Source organism: Photobacterium sp. MCCC 1A19761 (genome assembly GCF_037389125.1).
Lineage (GTDB): Bacteria > Pseudomonadota > Gammaproteobacteria > Enterobacterales > Vibrionaceae > Photobacterium.
This window is the reverse complement of record NZ_JAZGTF010000037.1, coordinates 12,992-37,580: the sequence shown is the minus strand read 5'-3', so window position 1 is coordinate 37,580 and position 24,589 is coordinate 12,992. Positions and strand designations below refer to the sequence as shown.

Annotated in this window: 19 protein-coding genes; 8 read left to right on the top strand and 11 right to left on the bottom strand. The window is 58.1% G+C overall.

What is annotated here, in order from left to right:
- Positions 1-214 precede the first annotated feature (214 nt).
- Both VV869_RS21985 and syd read right to left on the bottom strand, forming a co-directional pair.
- Positions 215-988, bottom strand: coding sequence for a Zn-ribbon-containing protein (locus VV869_RS21985; RefSeq protein WP_337737090.1), 774 nt, complete (start codon positions 986-988; stop codon positions 215-217).
- Between the two features lie 3 nt (positions 989-991).
- Positions 992-1,546 (bottom strand): SecY-interacting protein, encoded by a 555-nt coding sequence (gene syd, locus VV869_RS21980; RefSeq protein WP_337737088.1) that lies wholly within the window; start codon positions 1,544-1,546, stop codon positions 992-994.
- A 63-nt stretch (positions 1,547-1,609) separates the two neighbouring features.
- On the opposite strand from syd, the gene queF reads away from it, so the two are divergent.
- From queF to xni, 5 genes are all read left to right on the top strand, one after another.
- Positions 1,610-2,455 (top strand): NADPH-dependent 7-cyano-7-deazaguanine reductase QueF, encoded by an 846-nt coding sequence (queF, locus tag VV869_RS21975; protein ID WP_337737087.1) that lies wholly within the window; start codon positions 1,610-1,612, stop codon positions 2,453-2,455.
- 105 nt (positions 2,456-2,560) lie between these two features.
- Positions 2,561-4,840, top strand: a complete 2,280-nt coding sequence (locus tag VV869_RS21970) for a tetratricopeptide repeat-containing diguanylate cyclase (RefSeq protein ID WP_337737086.1) — start codon at positions 2,561-2,563, stop codon at positions 4,838-4,840.
- Between the two features lie 130 nt (positions 4,841-4,970).
- Positions 4,971-6,530 (top strand): GGDEF domain-containing protein, encoded by a 1,560-nt coding sequence (locus VV869_RS21965; protein ID WP_337737085.1) that lies wholly within the window; start codon positions 4,971-4,973, stop codon positions 6,528-6,530.
- 259 nt (positions 6,531-6,789) lie between these two features.
- Positions 6,790-8,163, top strand: a complete 1,374-nt coding sequence (ppnN, locus tag VV869_RS21960; RefSeq protein ID WP_337737084.1) for a nucleotide 5'-monophosphate nucleosidase PpnN — start codon at positions 6,790-6,792, stop codon at positions 8,161-8,163.
- A 104-nt stretch (positions 8,164-8,267) separates the two neighbouring features.
- Complete coding sequence (xni, locus tag VV869_RS21955) at positions 8,268-9,047, top strand: flap endonuclease Xni (protein WP_337737082.1); 780 nt, start codon at positions 8,268-8,270, stop codon at positions 9,045-9,047.
- A 163-nt stretch (positions 9,048-9,210) separates the two neighbouring features.
- Here xni and rlmM read toward each other — a convergent pair whose 3' ends face one another.
- The 4 genes from rlmM to VV869_RS21935 are packed head-to-tail and all read right to left on the bottom strand — an operon-like array spanning position 9,211 to position 12,248.
- Entirely contained in the window at positions 9,211-10,293 is a 1,083-nt protein-coding gene (rlmM, locus tag VV869_RS21950; RefSeq protein ID WP_337737081.1) for a 23S rRNA (cytidine(2498)-2'-O)-methyltransferase RlmM, read from the bottom strand.
- Between the two features lie 9 nt (positions 10,294-10,302).
- The gene (locus VV869_RS21945; protein ID WP_261601837.1) at positions 10,303-10,686 is read right to left on the bottom strand and encodes a DUF423 domain-containing protein; all 384 of its coding nucleotides are present in this window, start codon (positions 10,684-10,686) and stop codon (positions 10,303-10,305) included.
- On the bottom strand, positions 10,679-11,347 hold the full coding sequence (locus VV869_RS21940; RefSeq protein ID WP_337737079.1) for an alpha/beta fold hydrolase: 669 nt from the start codon (positions 11,345-11,347) through the stop codon (positions 10,679-10,681). The genes VV869_RS21945 and VV869_RS21940 overlap by 8 nt, the downstream gene beginning before the upstream one ends.
- Positions 11,340-12,248 carry a transcriptional regulator GcvA gene (locus VV869_RS21935; RefSeq protein ID WP_337737078.1) on the bottom strand — a complete coding sequence of 303 codons (909 nt, stop codon included), beginning with the start codon at positions 12,246-12,248 and terminating at the stop codon, positions 11,340-11,342. Before VV869_RS21935 ends, VV869_RS21940 begins: the two co-directional genes overlap by 8 nt.
- Positions 12,249-12,641: 393 nt before the next feature.
- Here VV869_RS21935 and csdA point away from each other — a divergent pair, with 393 nt between their 5' ends.
- Positions 12,642-13,862: a cysteine desulfurase CsdA gene (csdA, locus tag VV869_RS21930; protein WP_337737076.1), complete on the top strand. Its 1,221-nt coding sequence runs from the start codon at positions 12,642-12,644 to the stop codon at positions 13,860-13,862.
- 23 nt (positions 13,863-13,885) lie between these two features.
- Positions 13,886-14,314 (top strand): cysteine desulfurase sulfur acceptor subunit CsdE, encoded by a 429-nt coding sequence (csdE, locus tag VV869_RS21925; protein ID WP_337737075.1) that lies wholly within the window; start codon positions 13,886-13,888, stop codon positions 14,312-14,314.
- A 99-nt stretch (positions 14,315-14,413) separates the two neighbouring features.
- Here csdE and tcdA read toward each other — a convergent pair whose 3' ends face one another.
- From tcdA to VV869_RS21910, 3 genes are all read right to left on the bottom strand, one after another.
- Positions 14,414-15,217: a tRNA cyclic N6-threonylcarbamoyladenosine(37) synthase TcdA gene (gene tcdA / locus VV869_RS21920; RefSeq protein ID WP_337737074.1), complete on the bottom strand. Its 804-nt coding sequence runs from the start codon at positions 15,215-15,217 to the stop codon at positions 14,414-14,416.
- 94 nt (positions 15,218-15,311) lie between these two features.
- Entirely contained in the window at positions 15,312-16,424 is a 1,113-nt protein-coding gene (gene mltA, locus VV869_RS21915) for a murein transglycosylase A (RefSeq protein WP_443147357.1), read from the bottom strand.
- A gap of 168 nt (positions 16,425-16,592) precedes the next feature.
- A complete protein-coding gene (locus tag VV869_RS21910) occupies positions 16,593-17,012 on the bottom strand; it encodes a DUF2850 domain-containing protein (protein WP_337737073.1) in 420 nt (139 codons plus the stop codon).
- Between the two features lie 240 nt (positions 17,013-17,252).
- Between VV869_RS21910 and argA the strand changes: the two genes are divergently transcribed.
- On the top strand, positions 17,253-18,578 hold the full coding sequence (gene argA / locus VV869_RS21905) for an amino-acid N-acetyltransferase (RefSeq protein WP_337737072.1): 1,326 nt from the start codon (positions 17,253-17,255) through the stop codon (positions 18,576-18,578).
- A gap of 130 nt (positions 18,579-18,708) precedes the next feature.
- Here the strand turns inward: argA and recD are convergent, their stop codons facing one another.
- Both recD and recB read right to left on the bottom strand, forming a co-directional pair.
- Positions 18,709-20,841, bottom strand: coding sequence for an exodeoxyribonuclease V subunit alpha (gene recD / locus VV869_RS21900; protein WP_337737071.1), 2,133 nt, complete (start codon positions 20,839-20,841; stop codon positions 18,709-18,711).
- Positions 20,834-24,508, bottom strand: a complete 3,675-nt coding sequence (gene recB / locus VV869_RS21895; RefSeq protein ID WP_337737070.1) for an exodeoxyribonuclease V subunit beta — start codon at positions 24,506-24,508, stop codon at positions 20,834-20,836. Before recB ends, recD begins: the two co-directional genes overlap by 8 nt.
- Between the last annotated feature and the right edge of the window lie 81 nt (positions 24,509-24,589).

Genomic DNA, 24,589 nt, shown 5'->3' with positions numbered 1-24,589 from the left:
GAGCAATGTGCCGCCCCGCAAACTCAGGAGGCCCGTATTGCCCAACTCGAACAGCAAGTCGCGGATTTGACTGCACGGCTGGCGCAACTGGAAAAACTCACGGCCGATTCATAATTCAGCCGGGGCCGCTCGCCCCAAATTGCGCATCCGGCATCAGCCGGATGCGCAATGCAGTGATTTCCCTGCGATCACTGATGAACTACGGTTACAGCGGTTACTGGAAATCCCACGACAGGTTTGACACCAGGCGGCACTCATCGCACTTGTAGTGGAAAATGCCGTGCAGTGGCTCTTCCTGGAACCAAGCGCCGCCGCATTTCGGGCACGGACGCTGCTGCTCTTGCGCCAGGCTCAGCCCACCCACCTGGTACTGGTAATAGTACGTCGGAATTTTCGTCAGGTATTCAATCCGCCCACGCAGATCCCAGCCACGCCGGAACAAATCACTGTCCACATCGCGGATCTCATGCAGTGCCGCATGCTCGGCCTGGCAGCCGCCGGCCATCTGAATTTCATCGCAGGCCTGCCACTCGGTTTGCCATTTCACCACCGCTTTATGATCGCCGTTGAAGGTCGCCGGAATCCGATACAGCGGGATGGGCATCATGGTCTCCCCACAGCGTAGCGGCGAGCAGGTATGGACATAGGTGGTGTAGATGATTTGCCACGACGGGGTAAAGTTCTCCGCCGCCGCTTCAGAATTGATATCCCGCCCCAGCAGTTTGACTTTCGGCGCCAGCAGGCTGGCCTGGCTCAGACGCTTGAGGCAAGCGTTGACCTGCGCACTGTGAAACTGCGGGTGCAGGCTGTCTTGCTCGGGGCACACCACCCGAACCCGGAACATCCCCTCATCCATCACGATCGGAAACTCGCGGCCGAGGATCTGGCCGTTATAGCGCAGCGCATCCATCAGGCCGTTGACAGCAGTGTCCACCGCGGACACTGTAGTGTTGTCAAAACACTCAAATTGCATTTCGATGACGTACATAACTCAGCTCGCTCTCACCACCGGCTCGAGTTGCATCAGGAAGCTCTCGACATCCGCCGCCAGCACTTCGCGCTGATCTTTGCCCAGCGTCTCCAGGATCACCTGACCGGTCAGGTTACAGATCGCCACCACTTGAGACTCACTGTCCAGCGCGCCGATAAACACCGTCGGCTTCTGTTTCAGCCGGCGCTGCATCACCAGATGCCCTAGGATATTTTCCTGCAACCGCTGCTCGTCCCGGGCACTGAAAGCCTGCAGCAAATCGAACGTCAGCGCCCGGAAGCGGGCCGTCATATCGCCACTGTACTGGGCGCCGTAAAAAACTTTGATGTCTTCATGCAACCGCAGCTCAATGCCCCGCTCCACTGCCGCCAGATCGCCCATCGGCTCCCGCACGACCGGTTGCCAGGCCACCACATCCCCGGTATCACGGATCACGCAGGGCGACTCCAGCCCTACCAGATCGTCGCTGACCGGAAAATCGTGACCGGCATCACGCCAGGCCTGCAAAAAGCGCGCGGAGAACGCAGATAAAGCGTCCGCAACAGGATGATTCATTCGCAACCTCATTCAAGATTAAGTACACTTTGCACATTCTAATCCAAGAGTGTCCAGGACAGTATGAGCAAATATAAAGACGCTAAAGAATTAGCAGGTTTAACCCTCGGCCAGCGTACCGAGTACAAAGATCAGTACGACGCTTCACTGCTTCAGCCCGTGCCACGCAGTCTGAACCGCGACGATCTGGATCTGGGCGAGTCACTGCCTTTTACCGGCTATGATATCTGGACACTGTATGAGCTGTCGTGGCTAAACAGCAAAGGCCTGCCCCAGGTCGCCATCGGCGAAGTACGCCTGCCAGCGAGCAGCCCGAACCTGATTGAGTCAAAGTCTTTCAAGCTCTATCTCAACAGCTTTAACCAGACCCGCTTTGACAACTGGCAGCACATTGCCGATACCCTGCAACAAGATCTGTCGGCCTGTGCCGGTGCCGAGGTGGATGTCACCATCCAGCCTCTGGAAGATTTCGACGATCAGCCGATCGTCAACTTCAGCGGCGAATGCATCGACAACCAGGATATCGAAATCACCAACTATGATTTCGACCCGGCCTATCTGGAGAACGCGGCCGAAGGGGAAGTAGTCACCGAAGAGCTGCACAGCCACCTGCTGAAGTCCAACTGCCTGATCACCAGCCAGCCGGACTGGGGCAGCGTGCGGATTTCCTACACCGGCAAGCAAATCAACCGCGAGAAGCTGCTGCGTTACCTGATCTCGTTCCGCAACCATAACGAGTTCCACGAGCAATGCGTCGAGCGGATCTTCACCGACCTGATGAAGTTCTGCCAGCCGGAGCTGCTGACCGTGTATGCCCGTTATACCCGCCGCGGTGGCCTGGATATCAACCCATACCGCACCAATATGGGGAAAACTCCGAGCAATAACTTCCGTCTGGCACGCCAATAGCCGCGATCGCACAGAATAAGTCCGGCAAACCCGTGTAGTTTGCTGGACTTGGTTGCCGGAGCCAGTAATATTAGACCCAAGTTTTTTTAGGAATTTAGAAATACGATGAGTCTGAGCCGCTGGCTGGTAAGCGCGCTGGTGATCCTGGCCGCCTCTTTTACTGCACACGCAAAAATCTATACCACGCCGATCCTGGCCGACGCCAACGAGCTGCTCCTCACCAGTCCGGAAAAATCCCTGGAGATGACCAATCGCTATTTAGCGCAGCGCCGTCTCAGCAATCCCAAAGAACTCTCCCGGGTGCATGTCAATGACGAAACCGATCACACCGTACGTACCCCGCTCAATACGATCAATGCGCTGCAAATCAAGGCCCGGGCCTACTCGCTGCTGAACCAGCCCGAGCAAGCCATTCGCGCCGTGCGCGAAGCGGAGCGGCTGGCGCAGGACAATACCCTGGCATTCACCATTCTGGAAACGCGCCTGATCCACGCCCAGATTTTCTGGGAAAACCTGAAGAACAACGCCACCGCGCTGCGGATGCTGGATAAAATCGATCAGGACATTGCCAAATCCGAGGCTCTGCAGCTGACCAAGCAGGTCAAAGTGCTGCAATACCAGTCGATGATGCTGCGGGCCGAGATTGCCTCCAGCCTCGACCAGGAAGCCGACGCCGAAAAACTGTTTACCCAGGCCAAACGCTATCTGCCGTCGCTGGAAGAAAGCGGCGCGATGATCGACTTCCAGCTGGCGCTGGGACAGCACTACCTGCGTCATCAGCACTATGATCTGGCCCTGGATCAACTGCTGAGTAGCCATTGGCTGGCCGTTGAGCAGGAAAACAACGCCATGGTGGCACAAACCAACCTGGCCCTGGCAGATCTGTTTGAGCAGCGCAAAGTGTTTGACCGGGCCCTGGAGCATGCCACCCAGGCCGGTGAGTTTTTTGAGCACTTCAACCAGGCCCGGCCGCTGGCCAAAACCCTGGCACTCATCGCCTCGATTTATGAACAACAGGGGCGTTTCAACCTGGCGCTGGTCCATTATTTCAACGCCCTGGATCAGGAAACCCAGCTCAATCACGATGCCCGCTCGGCCAAGCTGCGGCTGAATATAGCCCGGGTCTATCTCCAGCTCTACAACTACCCGAAAGCGGAGCAGTACCTGCAACACACCCGCCAACTGGCCAAACAGAGCGGTAATGAAGCGATTCAGATCGAGTCCCAATTGCTGCAAGGCCGGCTGGAGCTGGCCCAGGGACAGACCGAAACCGCGGTGTCGACCCTGCAGGCCGGGCTGATCGCGGCCAGCCGGATCGGCGATCGGGACTTGCAACTGATGGGCGAGTCGGTGCTGTCGCATGCGTTCGAACAGCAGAATGACTACTACAATGCCCTGCTCAGCCAGCGCCGCTTTGAACAGCTGTTTTCCAGCAAGCAGGAAGATCAGGCCAAAAGTAATGTGGCCGTCTTCAAGCAGCAGCAACGGATGCTGGAGCGTTCACTGCTGCTCGAAGAAATGGAGCGCAAGCAGTTTGAAAGCGACAAGGCCCTGTATAAACAAAAGAACATCTCCATTGTCCTGTTCAGTGTGCTGTCTGTGGTGCTGATCGTGCTGCTCCGACGCCACCAAACCGCCAAAATGTTCCAGGAGCGCCTGCAACGCCTGCGCACCGAATTTTACACCCACCCGCGCAGCGGGCTGCGGAATCTGCGGATGCTGACCATTCGCCTGCCCAACTCCCTGCAGCAAAGCAGCGCCAACTTTGAGCAGTGGCACTTGGGAGAAATCATCAACGAGCCGCTCAGCGATCGGCTGCGCTTTGCCCTGTTTGAAGTGCCTTCGCTCAAGCAAATCTACCTCGAGCACGGCTACCAGAAAGGACTGGAGCTGGAGCGCCAGTTCGGCGAGTACCTGAAGGCGCAAGTCTGCAAGCCGGCCCGGCTGTATCACTTCTCCGATGCCATGTTCCTCTATATCGAGCCGAACTCCCGCCTGGAGACCGCACCGGAGCAGCTGGCCGACTCGATCCAGCAACTGGTGGATAACTTCCTGATCAAGCACCAGCTGGATAACCGGGTCCGGATTGGTATGGCCGAATATCCGTTCCTGCCCCGGGCTTATACCGCCATCAACGACCATGAACTACTGGATATTCTGCTGATGGCGGCCAACGCCGCGCGGCTGATCAGCAAAACTGAACCCGGCAGCCAGTGGGTTCACCTCAGTGCGATTGATGCCGCACCGGCCGCCAGCTTTGCCTGCGACAATATCCGCAAAGCCTGCCTGCAGGGGATTGATAACGGCCTGGTGAAGGTCCAAAGTTCATCGACGGAGGACATCATCTGGAATAATGATCACGAATCTGACAAAAATGTCAGCTAGAGTTCACCAGTTCTAATTCGGATCATCGATAACCATGCAGTGTTTTCGCTATTTTGTTAATATGCTTCGTCCTTCCTCGACTAAGCTGCTGAATAAGAAGAGCGTTCTTGCAGGGTAATGTGAATCTAACGTGACTGATATAACCGCCGTAGCCTCTGAAATGAGTAAATTGAGGTTGCGTCTTGACCAGGCTCAACTCACCTATCGCGATGCCTCGCTGAAAGCACGCCGCGAAATCGTGATATTGAAACGTTTGCTTAGCCGGTTATCTGTAGCCTGTCGCGGCCTGGACAGCGAATTGGATCAGAAAATGGACCAGTTGCGCACCGAGCTCGAGCAGCAACGCGATGTCAGCCGACTGATCCCACGCCTGGCGGTGATTGAGCGTCTGGTGATCCGCCAGGCCAGCTTTATCGATCAGGAAAACCAGCAACTGGCGCAGCAGTTCCGCCAAAGCGGGGAAACCCTCAAGCGGCTGCACGGCTTGCCGCCTCAGTTTAAACGCCAGCTGCGCAACCTGCTGAGCCAGCCATCCGACACCCTGGCCCAGACGCACCATCAGGCCATTCGCCTGCTGGCGCTGTACGAACGGGCGCTGAAAATGACCGCCGTATCCAGCGACATCCTGGATAAGAAAAACGCCCTGGAGCATGATCTCCTGCTGCAACTCAACGAGCAGTTACAACAACTGATTGCGGAGCTGGATTTTGAGGGCGACGCCGGCGACAAGCTGCTGTCAATCCGCAACCAGCTCCTGCACGGGGTTGCGCCACAGGCGCTGGTCGAACTGGCGCTGGAAGTCCTGCGCCTGGTGGTCGACGGCACCCGCCGTGAGCGCCAGAGCTCCCAGCAGTTCCTTGACGGCGTCAACAGTGATCTGGCTACGCTGCAAAAAACCACCAGCCAGAGTGTCGAGCAGAGCAGCACCCTGTATGAGCACCGCAGTACGATGACCGGTGAGCTGACGGAGCTGGCCGGCCAGATCCGCCAGGGATTGCAGGATCAGGACAACCTCGAACTCTGGCGCCCGACGCTGACCACCCTGACCAAAGAGTTATTGGTGCTGGTCGAGCGTCACCGGGCGCTGGAAAAACGGGAAAAAACCCTGATTGAACAGCTCGGTTACAACCAAAACAAAATCACCCACCTGTTCGAACAGACTCAAAGCTACCGCCACCGTCTGCAGGATCAGGAGCGCCGGATGTTCCTCGATAACCTGACCCGGATATACAACCGCGCGGCCTGCAACGAACGCCTGGAACACGAGTACCGCCGCTGGCTGCGCTATCAGCACCCGCTCTGCGTGGCTCTGATCGATATTGATCAGTTCAAAGAAATCAATGACAGCTACGGCCATCTGGCCGGTGACAAAATGCTGAAGATCATTGCCCGCGCGATCCGCCAGCAGCTCGGAGAAACCGAATTCCTGGCCCGCTTCGGCGGAGACGAGTTCATGGTGATCCTGCCCGATGCCAGCGAAGAGAGCCGCAACAAGACCCTGAGCAAGATCCGCGAGGCCATCACCCAGCTGCCGTTCCGCTTCCGGGAGCAGAATGTGTCGGTCACCGTCTCAATCGGCGCCACGGTGTTTGACGGCAACGACACCCCGAACGACATCACCGAGCGCACCGAGAAAGCGCTGCAAAGCGCCCAACACGCCGGCAAAGGCCGCATTCTCTGGCTCACCTGATCCGCTGCCAGGCCATTGTCCCGGCTGCGTGACAACCACCGGCCTATCATCCGACTCATCATTTACTGGTCAAATGACATTTCCCTGTGTATGTTGAAATAACAGACTGATTTTTAAGACACCGAGATTCCCGCTATTCCAATGTCACGGGATTCGGCTTAAAAACCCTCTGCGATGTTCTCTCTCCGGCTGGTTCATTTCTACATCCAATCACTCGAAATCATGAATACGGCCGTTTTTCTAGACCAGGGAGGTACCCATGATCACGCATATCAGTCCTGTTGGCGCGATGGATTTGCTTTCTCAACTGGAAGTTGACCTGCTCAAGGCAACGGCATCCAGCGACTTATACCGCCTGTACCGCAACTGCTCTCTGGCGGTCCTCAACTCCGGCAGCCACACCGACAACTCCAAAGAACTGTTGGAAAGACACAAGAGTTTTGATGTCAACGTGCTGCGCCGCGAGCGCGGGATCAAGCTGGAGCTGATGAACCCGCCCGAGCATGCCTTCGTCGACGGTAAAATCATCCGCGGGATCCAGGAACACATGTTCGCCGTGCTGCGCGACATCATCTACGTCAATATGCATTTGGAGCAACGGCGGGACATCAACCTGACCAGTGCCCCGCACATCACCAATTTTGTCTTCAGTATCCTGCGCAACGCCCGCGTCGTGCGCTCCGGCGAAGATCCCAATGTGGTGGTGTGCTGGGGCGGCCACTCCATCAATCCAATCGAATATCAATACACCCGGGAAGTCGGCCACGAGCTGGGCCTGCGCGAGCTCAATATCTGTACCGGCTGCGGCCCGGGCGCGATGGAAGGCCCGATGAAAGGCGCCGCCATCGGCCACGCCCAACAACGCTTTCCCAGCAGCCGGTTTATCGGCCTGACCGAGCCGTCGATCATTGCGGCCGAGCCGCCGAACCCGATTGTCAACGAGCTGGTGATCCTGCCGGATATCGAAAAACGGCTCGAAGCTTTCGTGCGCTCGGGTCACGGCATTGTGATTTTCCCCGGCGGAGCCGGAACAGCCGAAGAGCTGTTATACATCCTCGGCATCCTGATGGAGCCGGAAAATGCCGATCAGCCGCTGCCGGTGGTGCTGACCGGTCCGCGCGAGAGCGAGCCGTACTTCCGCACGCTCGACAGCTTTATCCGCGATACCCTAGGGGAAGCCGCTACCCGCCATTATGAAATCGTTATCGACGACCCGATCGAGGTGGCCCGGATCATGAAATCGGCGATGCCGATCATCAAAGAGCACCGCCAGGCCACCGGCGATGCCTACAGCTACAACTGGTCGCTGAAGATCCCGCCGGAATTCCAGCTGCCGTTTGAACCCAACCACGACACCATGGCCAGCCTGGATCTGCACATGAACCAGCGGCCGGAGCATCTAGCCGCCAGCCTGCGCCGGGCCTTCTCCGGGATTGTTGCCGGGAACGTGAAGGAAGAAGGGATGAAACTGATCGAGCGTAAAGGACCGTTCCAGATCAACGGCGATCTAACACTGATGAAGCGGATGGACAAACTGCTCAGAAGTTTTGTCGAGCAGCAGCGGATGAAACTGCCCGGCTCTCAGTACGAGCCCTGCTACGAGATCATCACTACCCCGATTGGCGGAAAATAGGCGGGAAATAATCCGGCGCCATCCGGCCGGGGGATGACACCCCGGCTCACCCATGTACAATAAAGGGCCTGAATCGGCCCTTTTTCACGACCTGATATTCCGCTATGTCTATCCACCTTGTCATCATTGATGCCCTGAACCTGATCCGCCGTGTCCATGCCGCCCAACCGGGTGAGCCGGATGTCCAGAATACCGCCCGGGTATGCTGCCAGGCCCTGAGCAAAATCATCAATGTCAGCCAACCGAGCCACATTGTTGCCGTATTCGATCATGAGGGCGACGATCGGGGCTGGCGGGCCGAACTGCTGCCGCATTACAAAGAGGGCCGCAAGCCGATGCCGCCCGAACTTCAGGCCGGGATGGACGTGATCCAGGATGCCTTCATGGCCCTCGGCGTCGATTCGTTGCTCTCGGACGGAGACGAAGCCGACGACCTGATTGCCACCCTGGCCCTGAAGGTGGCCGACCGCGGCCAGCAAGTCACGATTGTCTCGACCGACAAAGGCTACTGCCAGCTGCTGCGCCCGACCCTGCGGATCCGCGATTACTTCCAGCAACGCTGGCTCGACAGCCGGTTTATCGAAAAAGAATTCGGCGTGCGCCCCGAACAGCTGAGTGACTACTGGGGTCTGGCCGGGATCAGCACCAGTAAAATTCCCGGCGTCCCCGGGATCGGCCCCAAAGCCGCTGTCGAGCTGCTCGGCAACTACCCTAATTTAGAGGCTATCCTGGCCGCCGACGATCTCCCGGCCAAATGGCAGAAAAAAATCGACGCCCATCGCGAACAAGCGATGATCTGCAAGCAGGTTGCCGCGCTGAAAACCGAGCTGCAACTGGGGTTCAACCTGCAGGATATCCGCTTCCGCCAGGCGGTGACGAGCTAAGCCAACACCGCTCAATCGCTTAATCGCTTAATCGCAGCCATAAAAAAACGCCATCACAGAAATGGGATGGCGTTTTTGCTGGAACCTTTTGTGCCGAAGCTTTTTTGCAAGAACCTGGCTTTACTGGAACTTTTTTTACAGGAGTCTAGCTTTGCAAGCAGATTTAGTGCGCTGAGCGATTATCCAGGCGCTGAATATGCACCGTGATTTCCTCACGGTCATGGTACAGATGCTTGGCCTGGATCTTGAATTTCACCCCGTTCTCAATCAGGTACACTTTCAGGTTTTCGATGTCCTGCAGCACCTCATCATAACGGCCTTTCATCGGCAGCTTGAGGTTGAAAATGGTCTCTTTGGCCCAGCCCTTGATCAGCCAGCTGCCCATCAGGTGCGCCACGCGGGCCGGTTTCTCGACCATATCACATACCAGCCAAGTCACATTCTTGCGCGGCGGCTCAAACTTGAATCCATCCGCTTCATGGTGCTTCACTTGTCCGGTATCCATCAGGCTTTGCGCCATCTGGCCGTTATCGACCGCATGGACGAACATTGAACGCTTCACCAGCTGATAGGTCCAGCCGCCCGGACAAGCGCCCAGATCCACCCCCCACATCCCGGAGGCCAGACGCGTCTCCCACTCCTCACGCGGAATGAACACGTGAAACGCTTCTTCCAACTTCAGAGTCGAGCGGCTCGGCGCATCAGCCGGGAACTTCAGGCGCGGGATCCCCATAAAGAATGCCGAATTGTTGTGCGTGTACGAGTAACCGACAAAGCAGCAGCCCGGGGCAATAAAGCACAGGTGCAGCACCGGCTTCTTCGGATTGTCCTTGGCGTACATCATCCCTTGCTGGCGCAGGGCCTGACGCAGCGGCACCGTAAATTTACGGCAGAACTTCAGCAGCTCTTTGGCTTCGTTGGTATCCGGCGTTTCGACCCGCAGATCGCCACAGCGCGGGAAGTCCGCCACCGCCTCAAGGATCGGGGAAATGCGATCGTCCGACGGCAAATCCGTCAGCATCGGCATCACCGCCATCATCTGACGAGCAAAAATCAGCTCAGAGAACGGCTGACGCTGAATAAACTGGTCGGCATCACCCGGCTGGTAAAACTCAAACACCACATAGCCGCTGTTGTGCTTGACGCGCGGAAAGCCATACAACTCCAATGTATTTGCTTTGTCTTGAACTTCACCGGCACATTCCTTCTCGAAGCCGGGACGGCAGTACAACAGAACTTGATTCACTTTCAACCCTCAAGCTGATCGCCAGGCAGCCACCGCAAGGACCACCCAGCCAATAATAAAACAGACGCCGCCCATCGGGGTGATGGGACCAAACCACTTGATGCCGGTCAGCGCCAGGGCATACAGACTGCCGCTGAACAACACAATCCCCGCCGCAAAAAACAGGGCTGCGTATAATACAGCTTTTGACGACAGAATGCGTGCCAAGATCACACACGCGATGATCGCCAGGGTATGCCAGGCCTGATACTGCACCCCGGTCTCAAACACACCCAGCAAGTATGGCGACAAGTGGCTTTTCAGGCCATGGGCGGCAAATGCCCCGAGCGATACCGTCACCGCCCCGCTCAACGCGGCCAACACCAGTAAGCCGCGGCTCCATCCATTAATCATCGACACATTCCTTGATAAACGCCGCCAGCTGCGCAATCGCCAGCGCCAGGTTGCCCGCTTCCGTATGACCGGACGCTTTACGCGGTTTGAAGCTGTGATCGCCGTCGGGCAAAAACGCAGTGCGTACCGTCTCGGCATAAGACCAGCCTTCAACTTCGGCGCGGGTACCGAATGTATCCCGCTCCCCCTGCAGGATCAGCGTCGGGACCGCAATGTCGCGCAAGTGATCACCGCGGAAGTTCTCCGGTTTTCCCGGCGGATGAAACGGAAAGCCGAGGCAAGCCACGCCTTTGACCCGATCGCGACAATTGGACACATCCGGTGATTCCGCCGCGATCTCCGTCACTATCAGGCTGGCCATCCGCCCGCCCATGGATTTGCCGCCGATCACCAGCTTGCCATCGGCAGCAAACGCCTCGATATGGCGCTGAAAATCCAGCAGCAGCTTGGGCTGGCGGTCCGGCGGCCGTTTCTTGCCGTCTTCCCGGCGTTTGACCATATACGGAAAATCAAACCGCACCACCCGGATCCCGTGCGAAGCCAGCCCCTCGGCCAGGGTGGCCATAAACGCATGATCCATCCCAGCACCGGCGCCGTGGGCAAACAAAAACGTGGCCTGCGCCGTGTCGGCGGACGGGCCGTCAATCAAATACTCAGACATCCGGCAGATCCTCCTGCTCACGGGCGGCTTTGGCCAGCACCCAGTCGCGGAAGATCTGGATCCGGCCGGTTTCCGCCTGCTTCTCCTGGCACACCAGGTAAAACGCATTCTTGCTCACCAGCACCTCATCGAACGGGCAGACCAGACGTCCGGCATCGAGCTCCGGCTGCGCCAGCACGTTATTGCCGAGCGCAATCCCCTGGCCATGCACCGCGGCCTGCAACACCATGGTGGAGTGGCTGAAAATCGGCCCCTGGTTGACGTTCACGCTTTCCAGGTTGTTCTGGCGGACAAAAGTTTTCCACTCTTTGCGCGAGGAATCGTGCAGCAGGGTGTGAAACTTGAGATCGGCCAGCGAGCGCAACGGCTTGGGACCGGTCAGCAGCATCGGCGAGCACACCGGCAGCAAAAACTCCTGGTACAGCTTGTCGGCACGCAATCCCGGCCAGTTGCCGCGGCCGTAGTAGATGGCGACATCCACATCGTCCGTCAGGGAGCCCTCGTCGAGGTCAACCGCCTTGATCCGCACATCAATATCCGGGTGCTGCTCGTTAAAATCGGCCAGACGCGGCACCAGCCACTGGATGGCAAAACTCGGAGGTAAACTAATGGTTAATGCCCCCTTCGAGCCCCGCTCCAGGACTTTGTCCGTGGCGTCGGAAATGGCTGAAAAGATGTCTTTGATGTCGAGAAAATAGCTCTGCCCTTCCTCGGTCAGCAGCAAAGAGCGGTTTCTCCGACGAAATAATTTGAGCCCTAAAAATTCCTCCAGGGCTTTAATCTGGTGACTTACAGCAGCTTGTGTGACAAATAATTCTTCAGCTGCCCGAGTAAAACTCAAGTGCCGGGCGGCGGCCTCAAACACTTTGAGTGAATTCAGTGGCGGTAAACGTCTCGACATGACCTTCCTGCATTAGATTTTTTTATGCTTAACATTATAAATTGTCGATTGTTCAAGTGCTACATAAACCATATGATTTGCACCGCAACGGTGAGCAAAGCTTCGTTTGACGAACTTTTACCCGTCGTTGCGATGTTGTGTTTGCATATTGTCCGGGTTGTGCCGGACGGGTAGTCCATCTACCGTTTTTTTACTTCCTGTATTTTGACCTGTCTGTCAAAGTTTCTTATGGCACTGCGCCCCAACGCAGTGCTTTTTTTATACCTGCGCTTCGCGAACCCCCTCGAATGACCGCAGTGCCCCTATAATTACCAGTAACAAATGACCTTAGCCCTTGCTCTTGGCGCAAATAATGGCATGATCGCCTCCTTCTGATCAGCAATGTGACTCCCCATGACTGCGCAATTTGATATCGACATGATTCGCCAACAGTTTCCGGCCCTGGCCCAACAATGTCACGGCCAGCCTCTGGTCTATCTCGACAGTGCCGCCACAAGCCAAAAACCGCAGGTGGTGATCGAGACCATCCGGCAGTACTACAGTGGCCACAACGCCAATGTCCATCGCGGCAGTCACAGCCTGACCGCGGCTGCCACCGCGCAGTTCGAGCAGGCACGCACCACGGTACAACACTTTCTCCATGCGGCACAACGGGAAGAGATCATCTGGACCCGCGGCGCGACCGAGGCCCTGAACCTGATTGCCCAGACCTACGCCCGCCAGCAGTTACAGCCGGGCGATGAGATCCTGGTCAGCGAGCTGGAGCACCATGCCAACATCGTGCCGTGGCAAATCGTCGCCGAGCAAACCGGTGCCAAAGTCGTCAAGCTGCCGATGCGACCGGACTGCACCCTGGATATGGATGCCTTTGGACACCTGCTGACCCCACGCACCAAGATCGTCGCCGTGGCCCATATCACCAATGTCACCGGCACCCGCAACCCGATTGAACAAATCATTGCCGCCGCCCACCAGCAAGGTGCGGTAGTCGTCGTTGACGGTGCCCAGGCCGTGGCCCACGAGAAAATTGACGTCCAGGCGCTGGATGCCGACTTTTATGTCTTCTCCGGCCACAAGATGTTCGCTCCGGCCGGGATCGGCGTGCTGTACGGCAAACGTGCCCTGCTCGATGCCATGCCGCCATGGCACGGTGGCGGGAAGATGGTGGAAAAAGTCACCTTCGACGGCACCACCTTCTCTGGCCTGCCGGGCAAATTTGAAGCCGGGACCCCGAATGTCGCCGGCAGCCTGGCGCTGGCGGCCGCGATTGACTGGCTGAACGACATTGATCACCCCGCCGCCGAAGCGCATATTCACCGGCTGCGCCAGCAGGCCATTGACGGGATCCGGGATATCGACGGCCTGCGAATTGTCGGCCTGCAACCCAATGCCAGCCTGTTTTCCTTTGTCGTCGAGGGGGTGCACCATCAGGATATTGCCACCCTGCTCGATCAGCAGGGGATCGCCCTGCGCGCCGGCCACCACTGTGCCCACCCGATGCTCGATGCCCTCGGCCTGACCGGCACCCTGCGGGTATCACTGGCGCTGTATAATACCGAACAAGATGTTGAACGCTTTGTCGCTGCACTGCACAAAGCCTGCGACTTACTGTAGGCTTTAGGTTTAGGAGAAAACGCATGACCTTACCAGCCCACCCTTTCGGGACCGAGATCACCACGGACACCATTGTGGCCCAGATGCAGAGCGCTCAAGGCTGGGAAGACCGTTACCGCCAGGTGATCCAGCTGGGGAAAAAACTGCCGGCACTGCCGGAGGAATATAAACAGGCCGAGTTGCTGGTGAGCGGCTGTGAAAGCCAGGTGTGGCTGGCCCACGAGCAATGCGGTGACGTGTTTCACTTTGCTGCCGATTCCGATGCCCGGATTGTGCGCGGCCTGATCACCCTGGTGCTGGCGGCCTATGAAGGCAAAGATGCCGCGGCTATCCGCGCGTTTGATATCGACGGCTATTTTGACCGCCTGGGGCTGATGGCTCACCTGAGCCCGTCGCGGGGCAACGGCCTCAAAGCGATTGTCGAGCAGATCAAGCAGCTGGCAGCGAACTGAGCAGCTCCTCTGACTCTCCGAAATAAAAAAGCGACCGCCAATCGGCAGTCGCTTTTTGGTTTGCTTGATTTCGAGCCCCGAGGGCTGACACCGCCGAAATTATTTCCGATGCTTTTCAATCAGCTTTTGCACGATGCGAGAAGCGGCGACAAAACCAAAGGTGGCCGTCACCATAGTGGCCGCACCAAACCCACTGGCACAGTCCATCCGCTTCGGCCCTTCAGCCGTGGCTTTCACATTGCACACCGACCCATCGGCCTGCGGGTATTTCAGCTGCTCGGTCGAATAGACACACTCGATCCCGAACTTGCGGGTTTTGCTGAAATTGTGGAACCGGCGCAGCATGGTACGGATTTTAGCCGCCAGCGGATCCTGAATTGTTTTGGTCAAATCCGTAATTTGGATCTGGGTCGGATCGGTCTGGCCCCCGGCACCGCCGGTGGTGATCACCTTGATTTTATGGCGTTTACAGTACGCCAGCAGCGCGGCTTTCGGCTTCACACTGTCGATCGCGTCCAGCACATAGTCAAAGCGGTGGTCGATATATTCCGGGATGTTTTCCGGAGTAATGAAGTCATCAATCAGGTTGATTTGACACTCCGGGTTAATCAGCCGGATCCGCTCGGCCATCACTTCAATCTTGCTCTGGCCGACGGTCCCGCTCATCGCATGGATCTGACGGTTGATATTGGTGACACAGACATCATCCATATCGATCAGCGTCAGCTCGCCCACACCGGTCCGCGCCAGGGCTTCGGCTGCCCAGGAGCCGACGCCGCCAATGCCGATCACACACACATGGGCCGCGCGCAGGATCTCTACTTCGCTGTTGCCATATAAACGTCGGGTGCCCCCGAAACGCTGGTCGTATTGGTCAGAAGCCGGGGTGTCTAATTCGCGCATAACTTTCAGTCGTTCAGAAAAAGAATGAGCGCGTTTTATACGCGCTCTGATCACAATTGTCCAGACTACCGGCGAGTCCGGGGCAAGTGTCAACTTACTCCCGGGCGGTCAGCAGCTGCGGTGCCTGCGCCGGATTTTGCAGATCCAGCTTCCACACCCGGCCGAAGTGTTTGTAATGGCCGGCATCCACCCCGGCCTGGGTGCCCATGCCATGGTAGAGATCAAGGTGGTTTTTCTTCACCGCGCCGCCGGTATCCAGCGCCATCAGTAATTGAAGCACATGTTGGCCATTCCAGTTACCCTCGCTGTCGAGCTGCGGCACTTCCGCCAGCAACACACTGCCCATCGGCAGATACTCCCGATCGGCGGCAACCGAAGCGTGGGCCTGCAGCGGGATCCCCGCCGTCCCCATCACATCCAGGCTGGTCTGCGGCTGGAAAAACACAAACGACGGATTCTGCTCCAGCAACTCTCGCACCGTGTCTTCATCCTGCTGTTTCACCCAGGTCTCGATGGCCTTGAGCGACATCTTCTCGCGCGGCACTTCATCCCGCTCGATCAGCACTTTGCCGATACTCACATACGGGTGGCCGTTCTTGCCGTTATAGGCAAAGTACTGCAACTGATCATTGTCTTCAAAATGGACAAACCCGCTGCCCTGCACTTCCATCATGAAAATATCCAGCATCGACGCGCTGTAGCCCAGCTCCAGGCCTTGGCCCTCAAGCGCTCCGGCATAGATTTCGGCCCGAGTCGGACACTGCTGCTCACAGGTCGGCATGGCGTAGACCGGATAGCGGAAAATCGAGTCCGGTTCATGGCGCAGTTCAATCACCGGCGAGAAGTATCCGGTAAACATCACGTTACCATAACCGTCACCGCCGCCCATCTGAGCCGCCTGAATGCCGAAATTGTCCAGCGCTGCCGGATCGCCTCCCTGTTCAATCCAGTTTTCCACCTGCGCATACAGCACTTCGTACTGCGCCGCCATCGACGGCGAACGCGCCAGCACCTTCACCATCTGGCCATTGAACTGGCTGAAGTCACGCGGTTTATCAGAACTGATCGCCGGAACCGGGTTCAGGACCTGTTCAAACTCACCGTCGAGATACTGCTGGCCACGGTCGGTCGGTTTGGCACATCCAACCAAACCCAGAATCATCATTGCAATTGTTGCGTTGCGAAAATCGGAGAAACCTAAGAGCACGGAAAAAAACCTATAAAATCGAAGTAATGCGCCGGCGCCCAGTATGCCTAAAGCAACCCTCGCAAGAAAGAGGCGATAGTTTACAAAAGATGTCCGGCCAGATGTCAGCGGGATGTGATACTCAACCGAGGGAATGTCAAAATTTAAAGGAGGAAAGGGCAAGGACCGTTACAGGCGCATCTCTTGCTGTGATTCTTTGATATCTCTGAGCGTTGTGCCCTGGCGGGTAAACGAAGACACATAATGTGCCGGTGCATGGCGGATAAACTCGCCCGGCAAATAGGTATAAATGTAGGTCTGCTCCCCCCGGCGATAGGTTAAGGTGGTGCCGTCCCATTCGTACTGGGAGCTCACCTGGCGACCGCCGACAAACACCCCTTCCGGGCGCACTTCAAACTGCTCTGCCACATAAGGAGCGACATTGCGCTCGACCCAGACCCCATAGATATTAATCTCAGTACCGCCGAAGCTGCCCAGAACATCACGCCCGATAGCACCCATCGCCATCAGCGCAGAGAAACCCAATCCGGTTGAGATCACGGCCAGCAACAGGGTTGCCTGCAGTGTCTTGTACTGAATTTTCGTCATTCTGGCCCTAACTATCTATAATTAAAAACAATATACCTCATTTGACTGGGAATTCAGGGAAATCCCGTGCTTGTCATACAATAACGGGATCTTGTATCCAAAAATCGTTACACGGCAGGTTTCATTTCGCTTGAACTTGCAGGCATAGTTAGCCAATAATAGTGAATATTTATTTACCCATCGCTCATTAAGACGGCCTGCCGGGCGCTAATGACCGCGACTGTTCATGGATGTTACACAGTGAAGCTCAGAAGTACGGATCTGGTCAAAGAATTTCGACAGTCCGCCCCCTATATGCACGCCCACCGCGGGAAGACCATCATTGTCATGCTCGGGGGCGAAGCCATTGCCCACAGTAATTTTGCCCATATCGTCAATGATATCGCCCTGCTCAACAGCCTGGGGCTGCGCATTGTGCTGGTCTACGGGGCCCGGCCGCAAATCACCCAGCAAATTGAATCGCACGGCTTCACCACGCCGTATCACAAAGGGGTGCGGATCACTGATGCCCGGGCACTGGAGCTGGCCAAGCAGGCTGCCGGACAGCTCCAGCTCGATATTACCGCCCGCTTTTCGATGGGGCTGAATAACACCCCGATGGCCGGGGCGCAGATCAATGTGGTCAGCGGTAATTTCGTTATTGCCCAACCGCTGGGCGTTGATGACGGGGTGGATTATCACCACAGCGGCCGGGTGCGCCGCATCGATATCGAAGGCATTCGCCGCCAGTTGGATCAGCGGGCAATTGTCCTCTTAGGCCCCATCGCCAGCTCGGTGACCGGCGAGTGTTTTAACCTGACCTCGGAAGAGATTGCCACCCAGCTGGCGATCAAGATGCAGGCCGACAAGCTCATCGGCTTTTGCTCTGAGCAAGGGGTGCTGACCGAAGACGGCAGCGTGGCATCGGAAATGCTGCCGAGCGAAGCGGAAGAAGCACTGCAGCGACTGATCGCCCGCGGTGCCGCCAGCAGCGGGACCGGGCGCTTCCTGCGCGGGGCTATCTCCGCCTGTCTGGCCGGTGTGCCCCGCAGCCATCTGATCAGCTACAAGGAAGACGGTGCCCTCATCCAGGAGCTGTTCTCCTTTGACGGGATCGGGACCCAAATCGTGATGGCCAGCGCCGAGAAAGTCCATCAGGCGGGGATCAATGATATCGGCGGGATCTTGGAGCTGATCCGCCCGCTGGAGCAGGAAGGACTGCTGGTGCGCCGCTCCCGGGAGCAGCTGGAGCGGGAAATCGAACAATTTACCATTATCGAGCGTGACAGCCTGATCATCGGCTGTGCCGCCCTGTATCCGTTTCAAGAGGAAAAAATGGCGGAGATGGCCTGCGTGGCGATCCACCCGGATTATCGCGATGGCGACCGCGGCGTGCTGCTTCTCAACCGCCTCAGGCAACAGGCCAGGGCCCAGGGGCTGACGCAAATTTTTGTCCTGACCACCCGTAGTCTGCACTGGTTCCGGGAGCAGGGGTTTTACGAGTGCGATGTCGAGCAACTGCCGATGGCTAAAAAAGCGCTGTATAACTACCAGCGCCGCTCTAAAATCCTGATGCTGGATCTCTAAGAAGAGAGAGCGTAGCTCAGGTTGCCCCGAGCTGCGCCCTCTCTTTGGTTTTGGCTTTGACAGCTTCACTGCGATACCGCGACACAGCAACTCAGCCACACGGCAAGACGTCGCGACGAATACCGTTTTCTTACGCCAGTAACTGAGCCAGGCCACTGGCCCGCTCGGTCCGCAGCCGCACTGCGCGGCTGACCACCTCAGGCTGAGCGTACAGATAAAGATTCTTCTTAGCCCGGGTCACGCCGGTGTAGATCAGCTCACGGGTCAGGATCGGGCTGAACTCCGCCGGCAGTACCATCAGGGTATCGGCAAATTCCGAGCCTTGGGATTTATGAATCGTCATCGCGTAGACAGTTTCATGCTCAGGCAACCGGCTTGGCAGCACGCCACGGATCGAGCCGTCCGGCATTTCAAAAAACACCCGCAGCCGTCGCTCACCGGTCTGTGGGTCCGGTACCGGGTCGCGCATCACAATCCCGATATCGCCGTTATACAACCCGAGACCGTGATCGTTACGGGTGATCATCAGCGGCCGGCCTAAGTACCAGGTTTCATCATCCGGTTTGATCCGGCCTTTTTTCGCCAGCGCCCGCTCAATGCGCTGGTTCAGCCCGGTGACCCCGAAATCCCCGTCCCGCAGCGCGCACAGCAGGCGGGCCTGCGAAAACGCCTGAAGCACCTCGCGCGGCGGCATATCGTCCCGGATCCCGTCGAGGTAATTGAGATAAAAAGTCACCGTCCGGTTGATCATCGCCTGATAATGGTCGGTGGTCAGCGGATGGAACTGAATATCCGCATAGCCCTGCTGCCACACCTGATCCACTAAATGCGGCTGACCGGCGTTAATGGCTTTGGCCAGCTGCCCAATGCCGGACTGGGCATGGAAGCGGTAACTTTTTTGCAGCATACACAGGCTGTCGCTCACCACGCTCTGCTCGCCCTTGCCAGGGGCAAACGCAAACCCGGTCAGCTGACTCAGCAACTGGCTGTGCGCCGGGCTGTAGCCCTGCCCGGCAAAGGCGCAGATATCGCCCAGCACCGCACCGGCTTCCACCGACGCCAGCTGATCCCGGTCGCCGAGCAAAATCAGCCGGGCATGCGGTGGCAGCGCATCCAGCAAACGCGCCATCATCGGCAAATCGACCATCGAAGCCTCATCGACCACCAGCACATCCAGGTGCAATGGATTATCGCGGTGATGACGGAACGCCACCCGCTCGGGGATCGCCCCCAACAGGCGGTGCAAGGTACTGGACTGAGTCGGGATCGCGTCCTTCACCGCCGCGTCAACCGCCAGTGAAGCCACCGCCGCACCGATCGATTCGGTCAGTCGCGCCGCCGCTTTGCCGGTCGGCGCGACCAGTTTGATTTCCGGCAGCTTGATTTCTGGCAACTTGGTGTCCGGGAACAGCGCCTGGCCCTGTGGTTCACGATCGCCCTGTTGCATCGCCTGAGTCACCAGCGCAGCCAGCAGTTTGGCAACCGTGGTGGTCTTCCCGGTCCCCGGTCCACCGGAAATTACCGCAAACTGTCGGGTCAGAGCCACCGCTGCCGCGACTTTCTGCCAGTTCAGGCAAGCGGACGGCGGGATCAGGACATCCAGCGCGGTTAAATCCTTCACCTGCGTCGCCGAAGTCAGCACCGCATCAATCGCGGCCCAATCCAGTGGCGCCGGTGCCACCACATCCAGCTTGTCACAGACCGCCAGCTGCCGGGCCTGCGGCGAGTCAGACGACGAAGTCCGCAGCTGTTGCAGATCCTGAAACAGGTAGGCATAGCTGCGCGCAAACAGGGTATCCAGCTCGGTCGCCATCTTGGCACTCTGTCCGGCCTGAGGTGCTGTTGCATGCCCCTGCGCCGCCTGACGCAACCGCTGCGCCACCGTCTGCTCATATTGCCAGTAACGATGGAGATACAAGCGGCCCTGAGCCAGCACCAGCGGCGTCGCTTCGCTGCCGTCCGACACCGCCGCGGATGACGCCAGCAGCGCTTCCCATGCTTCAATCGCGGGCAGTCCCTCACTCAGTTGAGCACTCAGCTCACGATTGAGACCAAACAGATGTTGCGCGTCCAGCTGGGCCAGCGGCAGACAGACATGACCGCGCCCCAGCTCGGCGCTGGCCAGTGCTGCGGCCAGCGTCACCAGAGGCTGAAGCGTTTCGGGATCTTCAGCGGCAACGGACGTGGCAATAAAGCGGGCAAACTGAGAATCCAGCGGACGAATGGCCCCCAGCCGGGTCAGTGATTCAAGCTGTTTAAGCATCAAGCGGTTCTCCGTCGATCAGGGTTTCCAGTTCTTCGAGCAGCGCCAGACTCGGGCGGGCATTGAAAATCCCGCTGGTGCCATCGGCCTGCATCCCGCGCAGGAACAAGTAATACACGCCGCCAAAATGGCGGTCATAGTCATAATCCGCCTTGCGGCTTTTGAGGAAACGATGCAGCGCCAGGGCGTAGAGCTGGTATTGCAGGTCGTAGCGGTGATCCCGCATCGCCTCATTGAGCTTCTCGCCGCGATAAACCTCGGGATCATCGCCCAGGTGATTCGATTTCCAGTCCAGCACGTAGTAGCGCCCCTGATGTTCAAATACCAGATCGATAAAGCCCTTGAGCATACCGCTGACGGTGGCGAATCCCAGCTCGCCGGCCCGGGCCGACAGCGGATCATGGCGGGCAATCACCTTGTTGAGCAATGGTGCCGACAGGACGTTAATCGGCAACATGAATTCCATTTCGGTCAGACGCTGTGCGGCCGGGATTGTACCCAGACACATGGCTTCGCCATCCAGCGGACAGCGCAGCACATCGGCGATCAGCTGTTGCAGCACCGGCAGCCAGACGGCGTCATAGTTCTCCAGCCGCAACAGGGCCAGGATTTTCTCCCGGGTCGCCTCGCTGTCTACCGGCGCGGTAAATTCAATTTCCTCAAACAGGGTATGGAGGAATGTCCCCGGCCGGGCCCCCCGCGGGAAGGTGTAAATCGACAGCTGCTGCGCTTCCGCCTCGCCGTCTTCGGTTTGCTGCTCGCCGGAAGAGTCGGTATCAAAGCCCGGCATCTCGAATGAAGCATCATGGTTGTGGTGGCCTTGCTTGATCAGACCAGAATAACTGGTGATCCACCAGTTGCGCTCAATGGGCTGCTGGAAGGTCGCCGCAGCCAGCTCGGGCTGCTCGCTTTCAACCGGCGTCCACGGGGTTTCCGGCAACGCAGGCGGCGCCGTCACGGCAATCGAGGCACAAGCCGAAGCCAGCTTCAGCAACGCCTGATCCAGCTCGGCTATCCCACCGTCCTGACCATCCTGAACCAGCCAGCCGATGGCCGACTGGTGCAGCCCGGTCGGCTCTTTACGACTCAGGCCGTTGCGCAGTGGCCCCATCCCGATATAACAGCCGTAGACTGCACGGGTCAGCGCAACATAAATCAGCCGCAAATCTTCCGCCAGCCGCTCCTGCTCCGCCAGGGCGAGGCTCTCTTCCTGCCCGGTGACATCCAGCACCGCCTGCTGGGTCGCTTCGTCGTGAAACAGTGCGGTGTCTGCTGCCCGGTAGCCACAGACAAACGGCAGGAACACGAGGTCATATTCCAGCCCCTTGGATTTGTGGATGGTGACGATTTGCACCAGATTGCGATCCGATTCCAGCCGCAACTGCTGCTCATCGACATCGCCGTTCGGCATATCGATGTGTTCGGCCAGCCAGCGGATCAGACCGTGGTCGCTGTCGAGGGTCTGGCTCGCCTGCTGCAACAGCTCGCCGAGATGGAGAATGTCGGTCAGTCGCCGCTCGCCGCCGTTTTCGGCCAGCAGCCGCTCCGGGATCTGGCGCTTGGCCAGCACCTGTCGCAGCATCGGCAACACCCCGCGGGTTTGCCATACTTTGCGGTACTCGCGAAACTCTGCAACCTGCTGCTCCCACTTCTCTTCGCTGATGTTGAGTTCATCGAGCTGGCGGGCACTGAGCGCAAACAGCCCGGAAGCGAGTGCCGCCCGCAATGCCCGATCATCTTCCGGGATCAGAACGGCGGCCAGCAGCCGTTGCAGATCCTGAGCTTCGGCGCAGGCAAAGACGCTGTCGCGGTTCGACAAATAGACACTGGCAATGCCCTGCGCAGCCAGCGCCTGACGGATCATCGCCCCTTCGGTGCCGGTGCGCACCAGCACCGAAATATCACTAGCACGGATCGGCTGGCTCTCCTCGCCGTCCATCAGCAGGGCGTCGCCCTGCTGAGACAAGGTCAGGATACGTTGGATCTCGGCGGCGGTCGCCGCAGCCATTGCCTGCTGATAGTCGCCCTTTTTCACCGGCGCATCGGCCTCCTGAGACCAGAAGGTCAGGGCCGGTTGCTTGCTGCCTGCCAGCTGCCAGCTGCGATTGCCCGCTTTCGGGCTGTGCTTGACCGGCAGGAAGGTGATGTCACGATCGTAGATAAACGGCCGGGACGGTTGTTCAAAAATACAATTGACCGCGGTGACCATTTCAGCGGTCGAGCGCCAGTTAGTGCCCAGGGTGTAGTGAGCACTAACCTGACGTCGGGCGCGGATATAGGTGAAGATATCCGCCCCCCGGAAGGCATAGATGGCCTGCTTGGGATCGCCGATCATAAACAGGCCGCAGTCCGGCGCTTGTGCCGCCATGTCCATCGGCGCTTCGGTTAAATCGGCTGCCTGCGGGCGCTGCTCGCCGTACACGGTATTGAAAATACTGTATTGCAGGGGATCGGTATCCTGGAATTCATCGATCATCGCCACCGGGAACTGGGTGCGGATCCGCGCCGCCAGGCTGCCATCGCTGTCGTTGGCCAGCGCGGCGGCCAGCTGGGTCAGCAAATCATCAAACGATAACCAGCCCTTGCGCTGCTTGGCCACTGCCAGCAACTGACGGCACTCGCGAATGGCATGGGCCAGCAAGGGATCCCTGACATTGGGTTTGTTTTCAAGCAAGTCATCAATGGCGACAAACACCGGATGCTGCGGCGGATTGCCCTTGCTGGTTTTCTCCACCAGCACCTGCTGCGAGAACTTCTCCAGCGCCTTGGGCAAACGGTAATCCGTGGTGTCCTGCTCGGCCCAGGCCCCCACTTCCGCCAGCGCTTTCGGCAAGCTGGTTTTGGTATAGCTGCGCTTGTTCACGCCAGAATCGGCAATCAGGGCCTGAAAATCGGCCGCATCAGCCCGCCAAAGCTGCTTTACCTGCTCAATGCGGGCGATGTTCTGTGCATGCAACTGCTCCAGAGAGCCAGACAGTTCGGGGGCCCGGATCGCCACCTCAGCACCGGAGAGGAACAGGTTGATCTCCCGCAGCAAAGCGCCCGGCGAAGCCCAGATACTGCGCACTTCCGAAGCCAACGTGCGGGACAGCGGGTAAAAGTGGCGGCGCCAGTAATCGGCCACTACCTGCGCCCGCAATTGACTCTCTTCGGTGACAAATTCATTGTCGAACAGGCTGCCGGACTCAAAGGCATTCTGGGTCAGCATCCGCTGACAAAATCCGTGAATGGTAAAAATCGCCGCCTCGTCCATCTGTCGCTCCGCCTGAAGCAGGATCGCCGCAGCCGCCTTGTGGTCCGGGATCTCATCCAGCAGCGGAGCTATCACCGGATCGTTGCTCTGGCCGCGATTAAAGGCCAGTCGGGCATCGTGGATCCGCCGCCGGATCCGATCGCGCAGCTCGGCCGTGGCGGCTTCGGTAAACGTCACCACCAGAATTTGATCGACTGGCAATTCGCGCGGAAAACGGCTGTCGGGATCGCCATGGCCGAGCAGCAGGCGCAGATAGAGACTGGCGATGGTAAAGGTCTTCCCGGTCCCGGCCGAGGCTTCAATCAGCCGGTTACCGTGGAGCGGAAACGTCATCGGCTCCAGCGCCTGCGGCGTGGTGCTCGCGACTGCCGAGCCGTCCTGAAGATGATCTGCTGATGTATGTTGTTGACTCATCGGATACATGCGTTCCTGTTATGGCCCGAAACCCTGTTCGTCCAAAATATTTTTTTGTGATCAGGGGCGAATTCAAAGGAA

Bases quoted from the DNA above. Each gene is read 5' to 3' on its own strand.
- recD (WP_337737071.1), bottom strand. From the start codon at position 20,841: ATGCTTAAACAGCTTGAATCACTGACCCGGCTGGGGGCCATTCGTCCG.
- VV869_RS21940 (WP_337737079.1), bottom strand. From the start codon at position 11,347: ATGTCTGAGTATTTGATTGACGGCCCGTCCGCCGACACGGCGCAGGCC.
- ppnN (WP_337737084.1), top strand. From the start codon at position 6,790: ATGATCACGCATATCAGTCCTGTTGGCGCGATGGATTTGCTTTCTCAA.
- tcdA (WP_337737074.1), bottom strand. From the start codon at position 15,217: ATGCGCGAATTAGACACCCCGGCTTCTGACCAATACGACCAGCGTTTC.
- VV869_RS21910 (WP_337737073.1), bottom strand. From the start codon at position 17,012: ATGACGAAAATTCAGTACAAGACACTGCAGGCAACCCTGTTGCTGGCC.
- recB (WP_337737070.1), bottom strand. From the start codon at position 24,508: ATGAGTCAACAACATACATCAGCAGATCATCTTCAGGACGGCTCGGCA.
- xni (WP_337737082.1), top strand. From the start codon at position 8,268: ATGTCTATCCACCTTGTCATCATTGATGCCCTGAACCTGATCCGCCGT.
- VV869_RS21945 (WP_261601837.1), bottom strand. From the start codon at position 10,686: ATGATTAATGGATGGAGCCGCGGCTTACTGGTGTTGGCCGCGTTGAGC.
- VV869_RS21935 (WP_337737078.1), bottom strand. From the start codon at position 12,248: ATGTCGAGACGTTTACCGCCACTGAATTCACTCAAAGTGTTTGAGGCC.
- syd (WP_337737088.1), bottom strand. From the start codon at position 1,546: ATGAATCATCCTGTTGCGGACGCTTTATCTGCGTTCTCCGCGCGCTTT.
- VV869_RS21970 (WP_337737086.1), top strand. From the start codon at position 2,561: ATGAGTCTGAGCCGCTGGCTGGTAAGCGCGCTGGTGATCCTGGCCGCC.
- csdE (WP_337737075.1), top strand. From the start codon at position 13,886: ATGACCTTACCAGCCCACCCTTTCGGGACCGAGATCACCACGGACACC.
- csdA (WP_337737076.1), top strand. From the start codon at position 12,642: ATGACTGCGCAATTTGATATCGACATGATTCGCCAACAGTTTCCGGCC.
- VV869_RS21985 (WP_337737090.1), bottom strand. From the start codon at position 988: ATGTACGTCATCGAAATGCAATTTGAGTGTTTTGACAACACTACAGTG.
- queF (WP_337737087.1), top strand. From the start codon at position 1,610: ATGAGCAAATATAAAGACGCTAAAGAATTAGCAGGTTTAACCCTCGGC.